Raw genomic sequence first — 19,467 nt, 5'->3', positions numbered from 1 at the left:
TGATTTCAATACAATTAAAGCCAGATCTACGGATTTGGTTTTAATGTTTTTAGCGCCTTGTCCATCGACATGCTAAAATTACACTCACTTTCGATTTATATTTAGCAAAAAGCCCAAAAATTATGCAGTTTGTTCATCTTGGTATTCATAGCGAATTTTCTATTACCGATTCGATTATTCGAATACCGGATCTGATCAAAGCTGCATCCGCAGAACAAATGCCTGCGCTGGCATTAACAGATTTGTCAAATTTACATGCTGCAGTTAAATTTTTTAGTGCCTGCTTAAAAAAAGGCATCAAACCAATTTTTGGTAGTGATGTCCGCTTAAATGATGCACAACATCGTGTCACGTTACTGGCAATAAATAATCAGGGATGGCGTAATCTAACCGAGATTGTATCGCGTGGTTATACTGAAGGTTTGGTACTGGATGTACCAATTTTGCAAAAAGACTGGATTTGCCAACAATCCGATGATCTGATTATATTACTCGGCTTACATAGTGACGTAGGTCAGGCACTTTGTTCATCAAATCCTCAAAAAGCTGAACCACTGTTAGAGCAATGGTTAAAACACTTCGGTGATCGAGTTTATTTATCAATTTGTCGTACTGGTCGTCCACAAGAAGAACAGCTGATCGAACAAGCCATTAAATTAGCCAATAAATATCAAATTGGTCTGGTTGCGCACAATGATCTGCGTTTTATTCGACAGGAAGACTTTGAGGCACATGAAGCTCGAGTATGTATTGCTGAAGGTTATGTTTTAGGCGATGAGCGCCGCCCACGTCTATATTCGGAAGAGCAATATTTTAAAACTTCGGCACAAATGAGCGAATTATTTGCCGATTTACCTCAGGCGATTGAAAATACTTATTATATTACTCAGCGTTGTACTGTTACATTAAGTCTGGGTAAACACTTTCTTCCTAATTATCCTATCCCACCAGAATTTACCACAGATAGTTATTTTGCCCATATTTCCAAAGAAGGATTGGAAGAAAGACTAGACCATTTATATCCACCCGAAAAACGTGCTGAAAATTGGCCTGAAATCCGTAAGCCTTATGATGAGCGCTTAAACTACGAAATTGACATTATCCTGAAAATGGGATTTCCCGGTTACTTTCTAATCGTAATGGACTTTATTCAATGGGCCAAAAACAACGGTGTGCCTGTCGGACCCGGACGTGGATCCGGTGCTGGCTCTCTGGTCGCTTACAGTTTGAAAATTACCGACCTTGATCCCCTGCGTTACGATTTGCTTTTTGAACGTTTTCTAAATCCTGAACGCGTATCAATGCCCGACTTTGACGTAGATTTTTGTATTGCCGGACGTGACCGTGTCATTGATTATGTATCACGTCATTATGGTCGTGAAGCTGTTTCTCAGATTGCTACTTTTGGCACCATGGCAGCAAAAGGGGCAATTCGTGATGTGGCACGGGTATTGGGTAAATCTTATGGCTTAGCAGACCGTATTTCCAAACTTATTCCCACCAAACCGCTTGGTGTTGATCTGGTCACCGCACTGGACATGGAACCACAACTTAAGGACATGGTCACAAATCCTTCCAATCCGGAATATGATGATTCATCTGAAATTTGGGAAATGGCTTTAAAACTCGAAGGTATTACCCGTAATACAGGTAAACATGCAGGTGGTGTTTTAATATCACCCGGTAAAATTACCGACTTTTCAGCCGTCAGTTGTGAGGCAGATGGTACAGGTCGAGTGAGCCAGTTTGATAAAGATGACGTGGAAGCCGTTGGTCTGGTTAAATTTGACTTCTTAGGGTTACGTAACCTGACTGTCATTGAAGATGCTGTACAGAATATTAATAAACGCTTGGCATCAAATCAACAGCTAGAAATCGCCCATGTTCCACTGGATGATGTGGATGCCTATAAAGTTTTTGCTGAGGCCAACACTACTGCGGTATTCCAGTTTGAATCCGTAGGTATGAAACGCATGCTCAAGGAAGCACGGCCAAGCAAATTTGAAGAAATTATTGCTTTTGTATCTTTATATCGACCAGGTCCAATGGATCTTATACCCGACTTTATTCACCGTATGCATGGTGGAGAGTTTGAATATCTGCACCCACTGCTTGAGAGTGTACTCGAACCAACCTATGGGATCATGGTGTATCAGGAACAGGTCATGCAGGCGGCACAATATTGTGCTGGTTACACACTGGGCGGTGCCGATTTGTTACGCCGTGCCATGGGGAAAAAGAAAGTTGAAGAAATGGTGAAACATCGCCAGATCTTCATTGAAGGCGCAGCAAAAAAAGATATTGACGAGGCCACAGCCAATCATATTTTCGACTATATGGAAAAATTTGCTGGTTATGGTTTTAACAAATCACATGCTGCTGCCTATGCATTAGTTGCTTATCATACTGCATGGCTAAAAGCACATTATCCAGCCGAATTTTTGGCTGCGGTCATGTCATCGGAAATGCAGAACACAGACAACGTGGTATTTCTGATTGATGATTGCCGTAATAATGGAATTGAAGTATTACCGCCTTCAATCAATATGTCAGATTACCGATTTAAAGCCAGTAAGCCAGATACTATTGTCTACGGTCTGGGCGCTATTAAGGGTGTAGGCGAACAGGCGATGCAATCTGTAATTGACTCACGTGAACAAGATGGAGAATATCAAGATTTATTTGAGTTTTGTCATCGTATTGATATGAAAAAAATCAATAAGCGAACACTTGAAGCCTTAATTCGTGCTGGTGCAATGGATTGTCTGGGAGTTGAACGTGCGTCACTGATCCAACAATTACCCGAAGCTGTGCAAGCCGCAGAGCAAGCCAGACAAAATCGTGAAACAGGTATTATGGATTTATTTGGCGAAGTTGAAGAAGTTCAGCGTAAACCTGCCAAACCTGTACGCCCATGGAGTGATGAGGTTCGTCTAAAAGGTGAAAAAGACACTTTAGGACTCTATTTAACTGGTCACCCACTTGACGTCTATCGATCTGAATTAAAAGCTTTCATTCCAAATCCTCTCAATGAAATTACGCCAACCCGCCGTGGCGTTACCACTGTATTTGCAGGACTCATTCTTGATGTAGCGCACTTCCCTAACCGCACACTGATTGTATTGGATGATGGAACTGCACGTCTTGAAGTCAATACTAACCGTGAACGTTTTGAGCGCCATAAAGATTTAATTCAGATTGATAAAGTCATTATTATTGAAGGCGAAGTGTATGAACGCGAAGGTTTTGATCGCCCAATGGCTCGTCTAGGTAAAGCATTTGATCTTGATCAGATTAGACAAAAACGTGCACAAGCCATTTATCTTAGCTTTCAGGCAGAAAAATTAAGCGCACAATTTGCACAAGACTTAAAAAGTGTCTTGCAGCCATTTTGTCAAATTGATCAACAAAAACATATACCAGTGAAAATTATGCTGGATTTTGATTTTGCAGAATGTGAATTACATTTGGGGCAGCAATGGCAGGTCTGTCCAACTGATGCCCTCATGCTTAAATTACGCGATAGTTTCGGCAAAGAACATATTCATGTCGAATACAAAGTCAAATCCAAAGCAGTTAAAGTCATTGAACATCAATATATGCCAACACCACCACAAATAGAACCAACAGCACAGGATTTTGATCCTGATGGCATGCTCAGAGATGATACAACACATTATCATAGTGAAGACTATGCACCCTACTCCTAATTCATAATTTTTACTGGATAAGCGACATGAAAATCTCTAGTGATCTGGCTTTAAATCATGTTCGGATCGTCATGGTAAATACCACTCTGCCAGCCAATATTGGTGCCGCATTACGTGCAATGAAAACCATGGGATTATCCCAATTGGTGCTGGTTAGTCCCAAAACATTTCCACACCCAGATATTGAGGCTCTCTCTGCCGGTGCATCTGATTTAATTGAAAAAATACGGATAGTTGAAACTCTCGAAGATGCCATCTCAGACTGTCATCTGGTATTTGGTACCAGTGCACGCAGTCGTACTATTCCGTGGCCGTTACTGGATGTACGTCCTGCCAGTCAGGAAGCTATTCAAGCGACCAATCAAGGACAGCATGTTGCAATTGTATTTGGACGAGAAGATCGCGGTTTAACAAATGAAGAGCTTGCACTGGCCAACTATCATTTAACTATTCCTGTGAACCCTGAATATGGCGTACTTAATGTGGCTCAAGCCATTCAGGTCGTTTGCTATGAACTACGCATGAGTGCTTTGGCCTATACAGAACAAATCACTAACCCAACAGTACCCATGCAATTGGTTCAAGATCAGCACATGCAATGGGATGAGCCTTTGGTTACCCAACAACAAATGCAGCAATTCTATCCACATATAGAACAAATGCTTGTTGATATTGACTTTTTGGATGTAAATAACCCAAGATTACTACCTTTAAGATTACGGCGCTTATTTGGACGTATTCAACTAGATCGTATGGAATATAATCTATTACGAGGGGTATTTACCCGAGTTCAGGCTTTGGCCAAAGGCTCATGGCAATCCCCGCAAAAAACACATACTTCTGGAGAACAATTGGATGTTTAAACAGCTAAAAGAAGATATTCAAGCCGTCTTTGATCGTGACCCTGCTGCAAGAAATACTTTGGAAGTCTTAATCACTTATCCAGGAATTCATGCCCTGATCATGCATCGTGTTGCACATAAATTGTGGCAAAAGGAATGTAAAGGCTCAGCACGTACACTTTCTGCTTTTAATCGAATGATCACAGGCATTGAAATTCATCCAGGTGCAAAAATTGGAAAACGCTTTTTTATTGATCATGGTATGGGTGTTGTCATTGGTGAAACTGCTGAAATTGGTGACGATGTAACCTTATACCATGGTGTGACACTGGGTGGTACCACATGGAATAAGGGCAAACGCCATCCAACACTGGAGGACGGCGTAATTGTAGGGGCCGGAGCTAAAATTCTGGGGCCATTTCGCGTAGGTAAAAATGCTAAAATTGGTTCAAATGCTGTAGTCACCAAAGCCGTTCCGGCAGGCGCCACAGCGATTGGTAGCTCAGCACGATTTATCGTTAAACAAGAAGCAAATTCTGCTGTAGTTACAGCAGAACAGACCACTAGCGAATTTCAAGCTTATGCAGCACCACTGGAACAAACCGATACAGTACTTGAAAGTATGCGTATCTTAATGCAGCGTTTACAACAAAATGAAGTACAGATCAAACAATTATGTCATCAATTAGGCAAGCTTGATCCGGACTTCAAACAATCTGAATTACCACCGTTATCCAAACAGGATAAACAGATTCTGGATGAAATGAAGCAGGAGCTGGATGTAACGATTGACAACAAATTACCCAAATAACGTAACTCTTGTTGAAACCGCGTTATTTTTTACCTAGACTGGTTTCATTTTTAAAATTTAAAATCTGGACGAAAATGATGCATTTAAAATCGCTAATTACTTTAACCGCCTGCTCTACTTTTCTTGTTGCATGTAGCACTACGCCAAACAAAACTACAGAAAAACCTCTTGAACCGATTCAATTTGATGAACCTCAGGTTTCTGCACCTTTTTATGCACTAAATCCTGAAAACTATAATCAACCACCGGAATTTGAAACTCATCTCTATCAAGCTTCACTTGCACCAGTTCAGGCATTGAAAGTTAAGTCCGATCCAAATAATCCAAACTCTCATGAAATTTTACTCGATAAAAATCGTTTACTTGTGCCATTAATCAATAGCCAAGACAAAACCATGCGCTATGGCGTATTGGCAAAACAAGATGAATTAGATGTTACCGATATTGATGATTTTCTTAATTTACTCGAAGGTAAAGCTCGTCATTATCCGGCACATTTTGCCTCTGCACGAGAACAAGATGGATTTGAACGTAAACTGCAACAAATTATTCAGCAGCTTGATCCTCTTGCAGCAAATCCAAATGCTTCCTACGATGTTTTAATGCGTGCAGCCAAAGCCAGTGGTATGGCACGGAACTTGGATATGGGAGATATCTATGGTCCTAAAGCTTTAGGGTATGCAAAACGTTTATTGGCAATGAAACCCAATGATCCAACCATTAGTTTCTGGTTAGGCTTTGGTTTAGCTGAAGGCGGTGGTTTCAAAGAAGGTCTTCCATATTTACAAACTGCAATGAAAGCAGGTATTCAGGAGGCCTACTTATCTGTTGCCAATACGTACCTTTATCTGGATCAAAAGAAAAATGCATTAACTACTTTAAAAAATTATAAAATCAAATATCCAACCGAAAGTGTAGTAGTTGACCAATTAATTAAAGAAATTGAAGCTGGCAAACGTTACAACGTTTGGCAAGTTCAAAAATCGTCATAATTTCATTTATCTGAACCTGCCAATTTCATATTGGCAGCTCTTCAGCCATTATTTTTTACTTTATGCGCTAAAATATGTTCACAACACGTTGCAATTTTCTGCAATGCGTTTTTAATATTACTGGTCAACTTATGCCCAGCATTAAGCCTCAAATATTGTATATGCTTAGCATCTTCGCTGAATACAATTCCTGGGACAATATTAATATGCAGTATTTTAGCGGCATAATACACATCTTTACTATCCAGTTGAGGATGTAATTTTAGCCACAATACATAACCACCTTCTGGCTGCCTGATTTCGATTAAAACCTTATCAAAAATTTCACGAATAAATCTAATGTAATCAATTATTTGAACTTTTAATTTTGGTCTTAACCGACATAGATATTCATGATAGGCACGACTATGAATAAAATCGGCCAAACCGAGCTGTAAAGGAGTACTGACTGGTGGATTCTGTGCAGTCAAACGAGTTTTTAGATCATGCGATTGTTCACCAATACAAAACCAACCTACTCGATAAGCACTAGAAATAGACTTGGAAATAGAACCACACCAAATGACATATCCATTCTTATCCCAATATTTAATTGGTAAAGGCCGTACATTATCAAAGCCACATTCTGCAAAGAAATCATCTTCAATGACCATGCATTGATAACGTGCTGCACATTGAGCAATATCTTGTTTTTGCTGATGAGTTAAACAATATCCCAAAGGATTTTGAAAATTTGCAGTTAATAAACACACTTTTGCCTGACCCGATTGCATCACTTGTTCCAACCGCTCTAAATCAATACCGTGACCGCTGGCTGGGATCTCAATAATCTGACGATTTAAATTAGCAATTAATTGTAAATGACCATTAAATGTTGGACAAGGGACAATAATACTGTCATTTTCTTGAGTAAGTACCTGAATCAGTAAAGCAATTGCTGGCAAACACCCTGATGAAATAAAAACATCCTGCTTATCAATATATAGACCATCTTCACGCCAATGCTCCACTAAAGCCTGAATAAGCTGAGCATGTCCACGTCGATCACAATACAAAAAATCTTCAGGTTTGGCATGTTTTAATGCACGATTTAGTGAACGTCTTAAATTGCTTACCGGAATAAACTCAGGGTCAAGTTGTATGGTTCCTAAATTAATATAATTAGGCTGAATTGCTGTTTGTTGAATTTCAACCAAAATTTCCAGATTACTTACTTCTCTTGGATAGGATGTAAAATCTTGCTCAGGAGGAATTAATTTCTCAAATTTTTCAGCAACATAATATCCAGATTTTTGTTTTACAACAATTTTTCCATTGGCTTCAAGTAATTGATAACAACCTTTTGCAGTATTAATGCTAACTTGATGCTGATGTGCAAATTGACGGATTGATAATAATTTATCACCTACTTCCAGTTCACCATGATCAATTTTTTCGGTGATCTGCTTAGCCAGGCGCTGATAATAAAACATTATCTGTATCCATTTTTTAGTGAAATGTGTGTCTATATTCTATCATATTTTCAGTTTAACCTTTCCACACAGCTTTAGGAGGTTAAGACATTGAAAATATTAGGTTTAGTTAGCATATTTAGTTTGCTTTGCGCATGTCATCCTGTTTCTCAATCTACCCTCAAACAAGATCAGCTTTGTCAGGGAATTATTCATAATTATTTCTTTTTACAGGGAATAGACAGATTAAATTTAAATACGACCAAAATAGATACGAGTCATGTTGCTCAACAATACATTGATTATCAGTATCAAATTAAAAATGCTGATCCTGATCATTTTATTCATAAAAAAACTGATCAGGTGAATATTCGTTGTACATTTACTTCAACTAATCTAATCCTGACTTTTTCTTATCCATATTTTCAAAAGGATAAATACACCATACAACTGGATTTATTGCCTTAATATTTGAAAAGCATAAAAAAACCGATGTCTACCATGACATCGGTTTTTTGAATTAGCCCTGATTATTTTGCATATACAGGGAATTTTTCACATACAGCTGTAACTTTCGCTTTGACATCAGTAATCACGTTAGCATCACCTTTACTGTCAAGTACATCAGCGATCCAGTTCGCCAAATCACGAACTTCTGTTTCACCGAAACCACGAGTTGTTACTGCCGGAGTACCAATACGAATACCAGAAGTTACAAATGGTGAACGAGGATCATTGGGTACTGAATTCTTGTTGACAGTAATATGTGCCTGCCCCAGCCATGCGTCAGCATCTTTACCAGTAATATCCTGTTTGATCAAAGACAATAAGAACAAGTGATTATCCGTACCACCAGAAACGATATCATAACCGCGCTGGCTTAATACTTCAGCCATTGCTTGCGCATTTTTAACCACTTGTTGCTGATACACTTTATATTCTGGTGTCATTGCTTCTTTAAAACATACCGCTTTAGCAGCAATTGCATGCATCAAAGGGCCACCCTGATTACCTGGAAATACTGCTGATTGCAGTTTTTTCTCAATTTCTTCATTGGCTTTTGCCAAAATCAAACCAGAACGTGGGCCACGTAGTGTTTTATGTGTTGTTGTTGTTGTCACATCGGCAATTTGTACTGGGCTAGGATATACACCTGCTGCAACCAAACCTGCAACATGTGCCATATCTACAAATAGGTAAGCACCAACTTTATCTGCAATATCACGGAAGCGCTGCCAATCTACAACACGGCTATAAGCAGAGAAACCGGCCACAATCATACGTGGTTTATGCTCCAATGCTAGGCGCTCGACCTCTTCGTAATCAATTTCACCAGTTTCTGGATTTAAACCATATTGAACTGCATTATATGTTTTACCAGAAAAACTTACTTTTGCACCATGTGTCAAGTGACCGCCATGTGCAAGACTCATACCCAAAACTGTATCACCAGCATTTAATAATGCAAGATAAACTGCTGAATTTGCTTGAGAACCTGCATGTGGTTGAACGTTGGCATAATCTGCACCAAATAATTCTTTTGCACGGTCAATTGCAAGCTGCTCAATAACGTCAACATGCTCACAGCCACCATAGTAACGTTTGCCTGGATAGCCTTCTGCATATTTGTTGGTTAGCTTAGTACCTTGAGCTTCCATCACGGCTGGAGAAGTATAATTTTCTGATGCAATTAACTCAATGTGATCTTCCTGACGCTGGTCTTCAGCTACGATCGCTTTGGCTAATTCCGGATCAAATTCCGCAAGAGAAATATTGGCAAACATGAATAATATTCCTATGTTTTAAGGGCTGATAAAGCCGCGCTTTAAGTGCGCACCATTGTAACATGAAGTTTTATTTAAAAAAGACTGATATTTATTTAATTTTTACTGAATTTTATTTATTCCTTGTTTAATAATTTAAGCCCAAATAACCATAATGGCAGCAATAACAATCAGCAATAAGCCCCAATGATCTGTTTTTGCCAAACGTTCTTTAAAGAAAAAAGCAGAAATCAATAAACTAAACACCACTTCAATCTGCCCTAGAGTTTTGACAATGGCAACAGATTGTATACTCATGGCAGTAAACCAACCTAATGATGCAATAAAACTACAGCAACTTACCTTTACGGTTAATATACATTGCTGCCATAATGCTATCAGGGTTTGTCGACTAAAAATGCTCAAAAACAACAATAAAATCATACATTCAAAGCCAATTACACTGCATAAGATCCAAGCTGCACGGTGAAAAACAGGTAATATGGTCAATTCCAGGCTGGCCTGTCTGACCAATAATGAAGTGATGGCAAAACATAGCCCGCTGGCAATACCAATCATTAAGGTAGATATCGAAAATCCAGTATGTTGCTGATTACCCTGACTAAGCAGAAAAACAGCAATCGCTCCCATCAAGACGCCCAACCAGCCTAATATGGATAAATGCTCCTGCAAACATACCACTCCAATTAGCGCAGCAAGGATGGCCTCACTTTTAGCCAGCCCGATTCCAATCGCATAATTTTTTTGTTTAAACAATTGAACCATTAAAGCAGTTGCGGCAATTTGTGCTAATCCTGCAATGACAATACAAACCCAATAACGTTGGCTAAACTCAATACGAATTTGAACAGGGTCAAATTGATATAAGATCAATACATAAGTAATCGCTAAAGGAAATGCAAAAATAAACCTTGCCAGTGTGACACCGTAGACATCTACTGTATGACTCAATTGCTTTTGAAAGGCATTACGCCACGCCTGAGTAAATGCAGCCATTAGAGTAAAAAGAATCCAGCTAAATGCCATGATGACTAGCCTAAAATGTGTAATTTGAGTGCGTTAATTTAACGGATTTAGGTGCCATTGAATATGGCTTACTTACTACTCAAAAAACCATATCGTATGCTATGATTTTCTAGTTTTTATAATGATTAGCTTTGATAATAGATCTCTGATAGAAAATGAACACATTAAACAATAGAACCGCTATCTATATTACCTCAGTAATTGATAATTTATCATCACAAAAAATATTACTTAGAAAATCAGCATCATAATCCATGCTAAAATATAAAAAATATCACAAAAAAGATAGTTATGAAACAACGTTGCGGCTGGTGTTCCGATGATCCCATTTATCAATCTTATCATGATCATGAATGGGGTAAACCTTTATATAATGAACACGCTTTATTCGAATTATTATGTCTGGAAGGTCAACAAGCCGGCCTTTCCTGGATTACTGTTTTAAAAAAACGAGAATGTTACCGTGAACATTTTTTTCAATATTCAATTAATGATATTGCAAATATCACAGATCAACAATTAATCAGTAAACTTACAGATTCAGGATTAATTCGTCATTTGGGAAAATTAAAAGCTATTCGTGATAATGCACTGGCGTGGCAAGCCTTAAAACAGGAGGTTGGAGATGTTACACAATGGTTGTGGCAATTTGTTAATCACATCCCTCAAAATAACCTTATTGAAGATTACCGTCAGGCACCTGCACAAACTGAAATCAGTCAGATGATGTCCAAAACTTTAAAAAAACAGGGTTTTAAATTTGTTGGACCAACTATTTGTTATGCCTTTATGCAAGCTTGCGGCATGGTCAATGATCATGAAAATCATTGTTCATTTAAAAAGGTTAATACCATTCACACAATTTGAAGGAGTTTATGATGTCAAACAATATCATTCAAGCCTACGCTGCTAAAGAAGCAGGTGCAGAATTAGCTGCTTACCAATTTGATGCCGGTGAATTACAGCCGCATCAAGTAGAAGTTAAAGTTGAATATTGTGGACTATGCCATTCTGATATCTCAATGATTAACAATGAATGGGGTGTATCACAATACCCTGTTGTTGGTGGTCATGAGGTCATTGGAACGATTCTTCGTTTAGGTAGCGAAGCAAAAGGTCTAAAAATTGGACAACGTGTCGGTATTGGTTGGACAGCTGAAAGTTGTCAATCCTGTAATGAATGTATTTCTGGACAACAAGTATTGTGTACAGGGGAGCATAAAGCAACAATTGTAGGGCACGCCGGAGGCTTTGCAGATAAAGTACGCGCAGGATGGCAATGGATTATTCCTCTACCCAATGATCTTGACCCAGAAAGTGCTGGCCCTTTACTTTGCGGTGGTATTACCGTATTTGATCCTATGCTCAAACATAAAATTCAGGCCGTTCATCATGTTGGCGTAATTGGTATTGGTGGTTTAGGACATATAGCAATTAAATTACTCAAAGCTTGGGGCTGTGAAATTACGGCTTTCACTTCAAGTTTAGATAAAACTGCCGAATTAAAAGCGATGGGTGCTGATCATGTTGTAAATAGTCGTGACTCGGAAGCACTTAAATCACAACAAGGTAAATTTGATTTATTACTAAGCACTGTTAATGTCACACTGGACTGGCAAAACTATCTTGCCACTCTTGCACCCAATGGCAGCATACATTTATTGGGGATTCCACTAGAACCCATTGCTACGCCAGCAGCCATGCTGATTAGTGGAGCAAAATCAATTACAGGTTCCCCAACAGGTTCTCCTGCTGCCTTACGACAATTGTTGCAATTTGCAGCACGTAAAAATATAGCGCCACAAATTGAACTTTTTCCAATGTCAAAAATTAATGATGCAATTCATCACCTTGAATCAGGAAAAGTACGTTACCGCGTTGTACTTAAAGCTGACTTTGATTAAAAACCTCAAATATCAGGAAGAGCATCCAATGATGCTCTTCCCTCCAGTTCCAAGCAATTATTTTCAAAGGTCATTTTATAAGCTATTTAAAATAGGGTCTGTTGACATTTGCTGTGCAAAAAAAATAGCGAGAAAGTAAAATTCAATCGCCAAACCAAATCTACTTCTCACTATGCCTCGTACAATGCTGACTGATCAACACTGGTCAAAGCTGAAATCTATTGTCCATAATTTTGGTATTTATCTCAAATATAATCTCAGAAATTTTATTGAAGCAATTCTCTATAGAATTAGAACAGGTTGCCCTTGGCAAGATTTACCAGAGCCCTTTGGTAAGTCTAATACGATCTTTAAATGGTTCACCCGATGGTCTAAAGATAATAAGCTTTTAAAAATATTTAAGTTATTGTCAAAATATGCTGATCTAGAATGGGTATTTATTGATACTAGCCATATTCGGGCACATCAACATGCCAAAGGACTCAAGAATCAAGCTATTTCAAGAAGCATTGGTGGAAATAGTTCTAAAATTCATTTAGCCGTAGATTCAAATGGGAATCCAATTCAATTTCTTATTCATGATGGCACAACCCATGATATGAAAGTTACTCCTGCATTGCTTAATAAAATAGACTTAACAGATACCGATGTTCTTAGTGCTGATAAGGGATATGACTCGAAGGCATTGAGAGAACAGATAGAAGAAACAGCAACTAAGGTTAATATTCCAAAAAAGTCCAACACACGATCGAACAATAATTACATGGATTGGTACTTATATAAAATCAGGCACTTGGTTGAGAACACATTTGCAAAACTCAAACAATTTAGAGGAATTGCTACACGCTATGACAAGCTAAAACAGAACTATGAGAATTCAGTTGCTTTAGCTTGTATATTTATTTGGCTATCATTATGAAATGTCAACAGGCCCTAATATATAAACCAAAAATCAGGACAAAGTTAAAAATATCGTTTCTTTTTAAAACAGGCATATCAAAGATTTATCTCTTAAAAATCTTATTTGATCCATTTAATCTGAATAAGTCAGTGTACAATATGCTAAATTTTTGATGAAGGCCTTATCTGTGAACTGGTTACAAATCCATATTACCGTAGAAAAATCACAAGTCGAATTAACGGAAACATTGTTACTGTCTTTGGGTGCGGTCAGTGTAACTTTAGACGATGCAGAAGATCAGGCATTACTAGAACCATTACCTGGAGAAACACCATTATGGGATAAAGTAATTGTCACCGGCATATTTCAGCAAGAACCTCAACAGCCAATTGATGCAAATGCTTTAAGCACGTTTATTCTGGCGCAACTTCCTGATGCCAGGATAAATAGTGAAGTAATAGAAAACCAAGCATGGGAACGGGCATGGATGGATTACTATGAACCCATTCAAGTTGCAGATAACTTATGGATTGTTCCTGAATGGCTAGCAGCACCTAACCCACAAGTAACCAATATTAAACTGGATCCAGGTTTGGCATTTGGTACAGGTAATCACGCCAGTACTTTTTTATGTTTACAATGGCTTGCTGAAATTGATTTAAAAGATAAAATTGTTGTGGACTATGGCTGTGGATCAGGGATTTTAGGCGTTGCTGCCCTATTATTAGGAGCAAAAAAAGTATATGCCACAGATATAGATCCACAAGCTGTTTTGGCAACCAAACAAAATGCCGAGTTAAATGGCGTCTCAGACCGCTTATATGTAGGCTTACCGGAAGAATTTGAACAAGAATTTACTGTTCAAGCGGACGTACTGGTTGCAAATATTCTGGCCAAACCATTAATGATGCTGGTTGAAACCTTCTACAATCTGACTAAACCACAGGCACAATTTGCCTTGGCCGGCTTAATCGAAGAACAAATTGAGGATGTCAAACAAGCCTATCATCCTTATTTTGAAGTAACTGGCCAACAAATGCGTGAAGAAAACTGGTGCCGATTATCCGGTTATCGTAAAGATTAATTGACTATTTATAACAAATATTATCAACAATCGCATCCAAGTCTATGAATGCGATTGTTTTTCTTTAATAAGAAGCATGTCACTTAAAAAGCAAATATCAAATTTTATTTTCACGACAATGATTTGACTCATTGTCCATACATAATTTTTGAAATCTCAATTTTTTCACTGCCAAAGTAAGACTCCTGTGGATTAAGCTTCATGATTGTTGTAAATTTTTTTATGGGAAATAATCGCTTATATTTAATAGGCTTACCATCTTTTTCAGACATCAGCTGGTCAGGAATTTGATGAAGCTTTTTAACTTCAGAGAGCTGAAACATAATATTTTTTGGAAGCAATTGTTTTTTGCCTAAAGGCTGTGATTCCATATCATCAACAGTAAAAAGTACATCATCTTTTAAAACTGCATCAAGAGTAAACAACGGTTTATCTATTAATCGATTATATATTAGCAATACATTATGATTATTATCTTTGGGTTCAAATTCATATACTTCGTGCTTATCTTGAGAAATTGAGCGACTAAGATAAATTTTTTTTGAACTAGCAACACTTTTATCAAGATCATAAGTGTAGTAAAAATTATTTTCATCTGGTTTTAAAATATATCTCAACGCTTTTCTATTAAATATTTCTCCAAACGCTAAAGCATTATAGGTATTTTCATCAAATGATCTAAATTCAATTTTTCGGCTTGTTCCACTACCCTCTGCTGCATAAACGAAAAATGAATCGTCCTGATCTCTAATCTCTGTCAAATGGATTTTATTTTTCTCTATTTGAATCCAGGATCCTAAAATTACACGATCTTCTGAGCCATAACTTAAATTAATTACAAACTCATGATTGGGCAGTAGATATAAATGAAACATTAATTCCATTTTAGAGCCATTATAAAACCCAATAAAAGAATCTTCTTTGGCTTTGCTATTTGAACTGAAACATAAAACTGTCATTAAAATAAAACTAGAGTAAACAATTTTTTTTAGAAACAAACTTTGTACTATTCGAAAATAAGCAATATTAGACATGCTAAAACTCCATTAGAAATAAAATAATAAACTCACTTCTTGCAATGATTTTTTATGTATTAATCAGGTTTAAACCCTCATCCCTCTTCATCAAATTTCTATTAAAAAATCGTTTATTTCCATTAAATTTTCATCATAAAATCCACCTGATCATTTTAATTCAATAAACTTGAGATCACTTTACATGATGTTATGCTAGTCCATTATTAAATAAGCGATCTAAGTAAATTTCTAGGACATATATATCACAATTAATTAAATACTTTTTTTCAATATATAAAGCTTTTTTTCCTATAAGACAATTTTTTAATCTAATCCTCTAGTTTTCAAGGCATTTTTTCTACAATTTTTATCATATTTTTACCTATAGTCTTTTTTTTCATAAAGATTTAACTTTTTATTATTTTTTAAGATTTAATTGTTTGCATACACTTGCCTCTATCAAAACAAATTCATTTTAATCTGAAACATTGGGAGAATAGAAATGGTTAAAAATGGTTTCAAAATTGGTGTATTAGCTGCTTTATTAGGATTATCAAGTGCCGCTTTTGCCAAAGATTTTCTGAATGTTTCGTATGATCCAACACGTGAGTTTTATGTTGAAATTAATAAAAATTTTGGCACTTGGTGGAAGCAAAAAACACAACAGGATATTAACTTTCGTCAATCACATGGTGGATCAGGTAAACAGGCCCGTGCTGTCATTGATGGCTTAAATGCTGATGTGGTTACACTGGCTTTGGCTGCGGATATTGATGAAATTGCGCAAAAAGGCAAATTACTACCAGCGAACTGGAAATCCTTATTGCCAAATAATTCTACGCCATATACTTCTACCATTGTATTTTTAGTACGTAAAGGCAATCCAAAACATATTAAAGACTGGAATGATCTGGTTAAACCGGGGGTTGCAATTATTACACCAAATCCAAAAACTTCTGGTGGCGCACGTTGGAATTACCTTGCTGCTTGGGCTTGGGCAAAACATCAGCCAGGCGGAAATGATGCTAAGGCCAAAACTTTTGTACAACAAATTTATAAAAATACCAAAGTATTGGATTCTGGTGCACGAGGTGCAACTACAACTTTTGCTGAGCGCGGTATCGGTGATGTTTTGCTGGCTTGGGAAAATGAAGCTTATCTGGCTGTGCGTGAACAACCTGGAAAATTTGAAATTATAACGCCTTCTTTGTCAATTTTGGCAGAACCTCCAGTTGCAATCGTACAGAAAAATGCACAGCGAAATGGCAATCTGTTGGTGGCGAAAGGTTATCTGAATTATTTATATTCGCCTCGTGGTCAGGAAATCGCTGCAAAAAATTTCTATCGTCCTCGTAATGCACAAGTGTTGAAAAAATACAGTAATGTATTCAAACCATTAAAACTGGTCACCATTGATCAGGAATTTGGTGGTTGGCCAAAAGTTCAACAGCAACATTTTGCAAACGGTGGTATTTACGATCAAATCGTTCAAGCCAATAGAGCAAAATAAACCATTCATTGGCTAAGGAGGAGTAGACAAATGCAAAAACTACATACCGTTATTGTTCCGGGTGTTGGTGGTAGTGAAAAACGCCACTGGCAGAGTTGGTTGCAGAGTCAGTTGTTATACTCCTCTCGTGTGGAACAGCAACATTGGAATGATCCGATTTTATCGCGATGGGTCAAGCAATTTGTACAGCATATCCAGAATATTGCAGCCCCGATACAAATTGTTGCACATAGTTTTGGTTGTTTAACCACAATTGCTGCACTGCATCAACATCCTGAATTAAACCAAAAAATCACTGGTATTTTATTGGTTGCACCAGCAAATCCAAGACGTTTTTCCACAACTGGCTTTGCACAGGATTCAGGACAGGATTTTGCAAATCAATTTATAGCGATGCATTTAGATATTCCAAGTTTGTTGATCTATAGCGAAAATGATCCATGGCATGATGTTAAATCTACCTTGCATTATGCAAAAGCATGGGGAAGTCATTGCATTAGCCAAGGCACAGCAGGTCATATTAATGTTGCTTCAGGTTTTGGTGTTTGGCCGCAGGTTTTTGACTATCTAAAACAACTGGAATATTTACAAAAAAAGTTTCAGGCTGCGTCAAAAGATGAAATACCTTCAATGCAACCTAAATATTTGGCCTATTAACCATTTATTTTATTTCGTCCATCTTTCTCATTCTATTTCAGCTTTATTTTTTAAGGAGCGGCTATGTCACGTCGATCCACAGTGATTCCGGGTTTTGGTTTATCACTCGGCTTTACGCTTAGCTATTTGTCATTACTGGTCATAATTCCTTTATCAGCAGTATTAATTAAATCTTTTGGTATCGGTTGGAGTGGTTTTCTGGATATTTTGGGTTCAGAACGAATTCTAAAATCATTACAACTTAGCTTTAGTACAGCATTTTTTGCTGCGCTGGTAAATCTGATTTTTGGTTTATTACTGGCATGGTGTCTGGTACGTTATCAATTTCCGGGTAAAAAATTGATTGATGCATTGGTCGATTTACCTTTTGCGTTGCCTACAGCTGTTGCTGGTATCGCATTAACGGCATTGTATTCTCCAAATGGCTGGATTGGTCAATATCTGGATCAATTAAATATTCAGGTAGCTTATACACCTTTAGGTATCACTATCGCTCTGATTTTCATTGGTATTCCTTTTGTTGTACGTACCGTTCAACCCGTTTTGGCCGATATTGAAACCGAACTAGAGGAAGCATCCACCGCTCTGGGGGCAAACCGCTGGCAGACCATCACTAAAATTATTTTACCAATTTTGTTGCCAGCATTATTAACGGGTTTTGCCTTGGCATTTGCTCGAGGTGTAGGTGAATATGGTTCGGTAATTTTTATTGCCGGTAATCAACCTTACGAAACTGAAATTGCACCATTGATGATCATTTCTTATCTCGAAGAATATGACTATGAATCTGCAACCACAGTTGCTGTCGTTATGTTAGTCATTTCCTTTGCCTTCTTATTGCTCATTAATTTATTACAGGCATGGGCAAGCCGTCGTACAGGGAGAACTGCACCATGAGTTTAGTTCATCAAAATTCATCTCTGGCTTTAAAATTACAATCAAATGACGCTACTCGTGAACCAAAATGGGTTCGTTATGTTTTACTTAGCATCGCCTTGATATTTTTTCTAAGTTGCTTATTGTTACCATTGATTCTGGTTTTTGTGGAAGCTTTTCGGCAAGGCATTAATGTTTATTTTCAAGCTTTAATTGAGCCAGATACACTGTCCGCAGTTAAATTAACACTGATTACTGCCGCAATTGCCGTACCTATTAATGTTGTATTTGGTGTTGCTGCTGCATGGGCGGTTGCTAAATTTAACTTTAGAGGCAAATCCATTCTGACCACATTCATTGATTTGCCATTTTCAGTTTCACCAGTCATTGCAGGTTTGATGCTGGTATTGATGTTTGGAACGCAAGGCTGGTGGGGAGAATGGTTACAAGATCATAATTTTAAAATTTTATACGCTGTTCCAGCCATTGTATTAGCCACTGTATTTATCACTATTCCTTTTGTTGCCCGAGAACTTATTCCTTTAATGGAAGCGCAAGGTACTGAGGAGGAGGAAGCAGCCATCGTTCTTGGCGCCTCTGGATGGCAAACCTTTTGGAAAGTTACCCTGCCAAACATTAAATGGGGACTACTCTACGGTGTAATTCTGTGTAATGCACGAGCAATGGGTGAATTTGGTGCTGTATCGGTAGTTTCAGGACATATTCGTGGTGAAACCAACACTTTACCACTTCATGTTGAAATTTTATACAACGAGTATAGCTATAGTGCAGCCTTTGCTGTGGCTTCATTACTGGCATTACTGGCATTACTGACCTTACTGATTAAGAGCTGGGTAGAATACCGTCAAGAAAAAAGCCTGAAAGCACAGCAACAAGATTGAG

17 protein-coding genes are annotated in these 19,467 nt (G+C 37.7%); 13 read left to right on the top strand and 4 right to left on the bottom strand.

The features are described from left to right. The first annotated feature begins 122 nt into the window (after positions 1-122). The 4 genes from dnaE to F4V57_RS02270 all read left to right on the top strand — a co-directional run bounded on the left by dnaE (position 123) and on the right by F4V57_RS02270 (position 6,355). The gene (dnaE, locus tag F4V57_RS02285; protein ID WP_081409137.1) at positions 123-3,710 is read left to right on the top strand and encodes a DNA polymerase III subunit alpha; all 3,588 of its coding nucleotides are present in this window, start codon (positions 123-125) and stop codon (positions 3,708-3,710) included. 26 nt (positions 3,711-3,736) lie between these two features. After that, complete coding sequence (locus F4V57_RS02280; RefSeq protein WP_070068664.1) at positions 3,737-4,573, top strand: RNA methyltransferase; 837 nt, start codon at positions 3,737-3,739, stop codon at positions 4,571-4,573. Further along, the gene (cysE, locus tag F4V57_RS02275; protein ID WP_070068665.1) at positions 4,566-5,363 is read left to right on the top strand and encodes a serine O-acetyltransferase; all 798 of its coding nucleotides are present in this window, start codon (positions 4,566-4,568) and stop codon (positions 5,361-5,363) included. The genes F4V57_RS02280 and cysE overlap by 8 nt, the downstream gene beginning before the upstream one ends. Before the next feature lie 77 nt (positions 5,364-5,440). Then, positions 5,441-6,355, top strand: a complete 915-nt coding sequence (locus F4V57_RS02270; RefSeq protein WP_070068666.1) for an ABUW_2363 family tetratricopeptide repeat lipoprotein — start codon at positions 5,441-5,443, stop codon at positions 6,353-6,355. A 41-nt stretch (positions 6,356-6,396) separates the two neighbouring features. On the opposite strand, the gene F4V57_RS02265 is transcribed toward F4V57_RS02270, so the two are convergent. Continuing rightward, positions 6,397-7,830, bottom strand: a complete 1,434-nt coding sequence (locus F4V57_RS02265; protein WP_070068667.1) for an aminotransferase-like domain-containing protein — start codon at positions 7,828-7,830, stop codon at positions 6,397-6,399. Positions 7,831-7,917: 87 nt separating this feature from the next. On the opposite strand from F4V57_RS02265, the gene F4V57_RS02260 reads away from it, so the two are divergent. Then, on the top strand, positions 7,918-8,274 hold the full coding sequence (locus tag F4V57_RS02260) for a hypothetical protein (RefSeq protein ID WP_070068668.1): 357 nt from the start codon (positions 7,918-7,920) through the stop codon (positions 8,272-8,274). Positions 8,275-8,336: 62 nt separating this feature from the next. On the opposite strand, the gene glyA is transcribed toward F4V57_RS02260, so the two are convergent. Continuing rightward, positions 8,337-9,590 carry a serine hydroxymethyltransferase gene (gene glyA, locus F4V57_RS02255; protein ID WP_070068669.1) on the bottom strand — a complete coding sequence of 418 codons (1,254 nt, stop codon included), beginning with the start codon at positions 9,588-9,590 and terminating at the stop codon, positions 8,337-8,339. Positions 9,591-9,725: 135 nt separating this feature from the next. After that, the gene (locus tag F4V57_RS02250) at positions 9,726-10,616 is read right to left on the bottom strand and encodes a DMT family transporter (protein WP_070068670.1); all 891 of its coding nucleotides are present in this window, start codon (positions 10,614-10,616) and stop codon (positions 9,726-9,728) included. A gap of 291 nt (positions 10,617-10,907) precedes the next feature. Here F4V57_RS02250 and F4V57_RS02245 point away from each other — a divergent pair, with 291 nt between their 5' ends. From F4V57_RS02245 to prmA, 4 genes are all read left to right on the top strand, one after another. Continuing rightward, positions 10,908-11,483: a DNA-3-methyladenine glycosylase I gene (locus F4V57_RS02245; protein ID WP_070068671.1), complete on the top strand. Its 576-nt coding sequence runs from the start codon at positions 10,908-10,910 to the stop codon at positions 11,481-11,483. Between the two features lie 11 nt (positions 11,484-11,494). Further along, positions 11,495-12,520: an NADPH-dependent aldehyde reductase Ahr gene (ahr, locus tag F4V57_RS02240; protein WP_070068672.1), complete on the top strand. Its 1,026-nt coding sequence runs from the start codon at positions 11,495-11,497 to the stop codon at positions 12,518-12,520. A 172-nt stretch (positions 12,521-12,692) separates the two neighbouring features. Then, complete coding sequence (locus tag F4V57_RS02235) at positions 12,693-13,439, top strand: IS5 family transposase (RefSeq protein ID WP_070068673.1); 747 nt, start codon at positions 12,693-12,695, stop codon at positions 13,437-13,439. Between the two features lie 169 nt (positions 13,440-13,608). After that, a complete protein-coding gene (gene prmA / locus F4V57_RS02230; RefSeq protein WP_070068707.1) occupies positions 13,609-14,505 on the top strand; it encodes a 50S ribosomal protein L11 methyltransferase in 897 nt (298 codons plus the stop codon). Between the two features lie 128 nt (positions 14,506-14,633). Here the strand turns inward: prmA and F4V57_RS02225 are convergent, their stop codons facing one another. Then, positions 14,634-15,539 carry a hypothetical protein gene (locus F4V57_RS02225; protein WP_070068674.1) on the bottom strand — a complete coding sequence of 302 codons (906 nt, stop codon included), beginning with the start codon at positions 15,537-15,539 and terminating at the stop codon, positions 14,634-14,636. A gap of 484 nt (positions 15,540-16,023) precedes the next feature. On the opposite strand from F4V57_RS02225, the gene F4V57_RS02220 reads away from it, so the two are divergent. The 4 genes from F4V57_RS02220 to cysW all read left to right on the top strand — a co-directional run bounded on the left by F4V57_RS02220 (position 16,024) and on the right by cysW (position 19,466). Further along, on the top strand, positions 16,024-17,031 hold the full coding sequence (locus F4V57_RS02220) for a sulfate ABC transporter substrate-binding protein (RefSeq protein WP_070068675.1): 1,008 nt from the start codon (positions 16,024-16,026) through the stop codon (positions 17,029-17,031). Between the two features lie 30 nt (positions 17,032-17,061). Beyond that, positions 17,062-17,688 carry an RBBP9/YdeN family alpha/beta hydrolase gene (locus F4V57_RS02215; protein WP_070068676.1) on the top strand — a complete coding sequence of 209 codons (627 nt, stop codon included), beginning with the start codon at positions 17,062-17,064 and terminating at the stop codon, positions 17,686-17,688. Between the two features lie 63 nt (positions 17,689-17,751). Continuing rightward, entirely contained in the window at positions 17,752-18,585 is an 834-nt protein-coding gene (gene cysT, locus F4V57_RS02210) for a sulfate ABC transporter permease subunit CysT (RefSeq protein WP_070068677.1), read from the top strand. Continuing rightward, positions 18,582-19,466 carry a sulfate ABC transporter permease subunit CysW gene (gene cysW, locus F4V57_RS02205; RefSeq protein WP_070068678.1) on the top strand — a complete coding sequence of 295 codons (885 nt, stop codon included), beginning with the start codon at positions 18,582-18,584 and terminating at the stop codon, positions 19,464-19,466. Before cysT ends, cysW begins: the two co-directional genes overlap by 4 nt. Position 19,467 lies beyond the last annotated feature (1 nt).

Origin of the sequence: Acinetobacter qingfengensis (genome assembly GCF_008693185.1) — a bacterium.
Taxonomy (GTDB): Bacteria; Pseudomonadota; Gammaproteobacteria; order Pseudomonadales; family Moraxellaceae; genus Acinetobacter; species Acinetobacter qingfengensis.
This window is presented reverse-complemented; position numbering and strand designations above follow the sequence as displayed.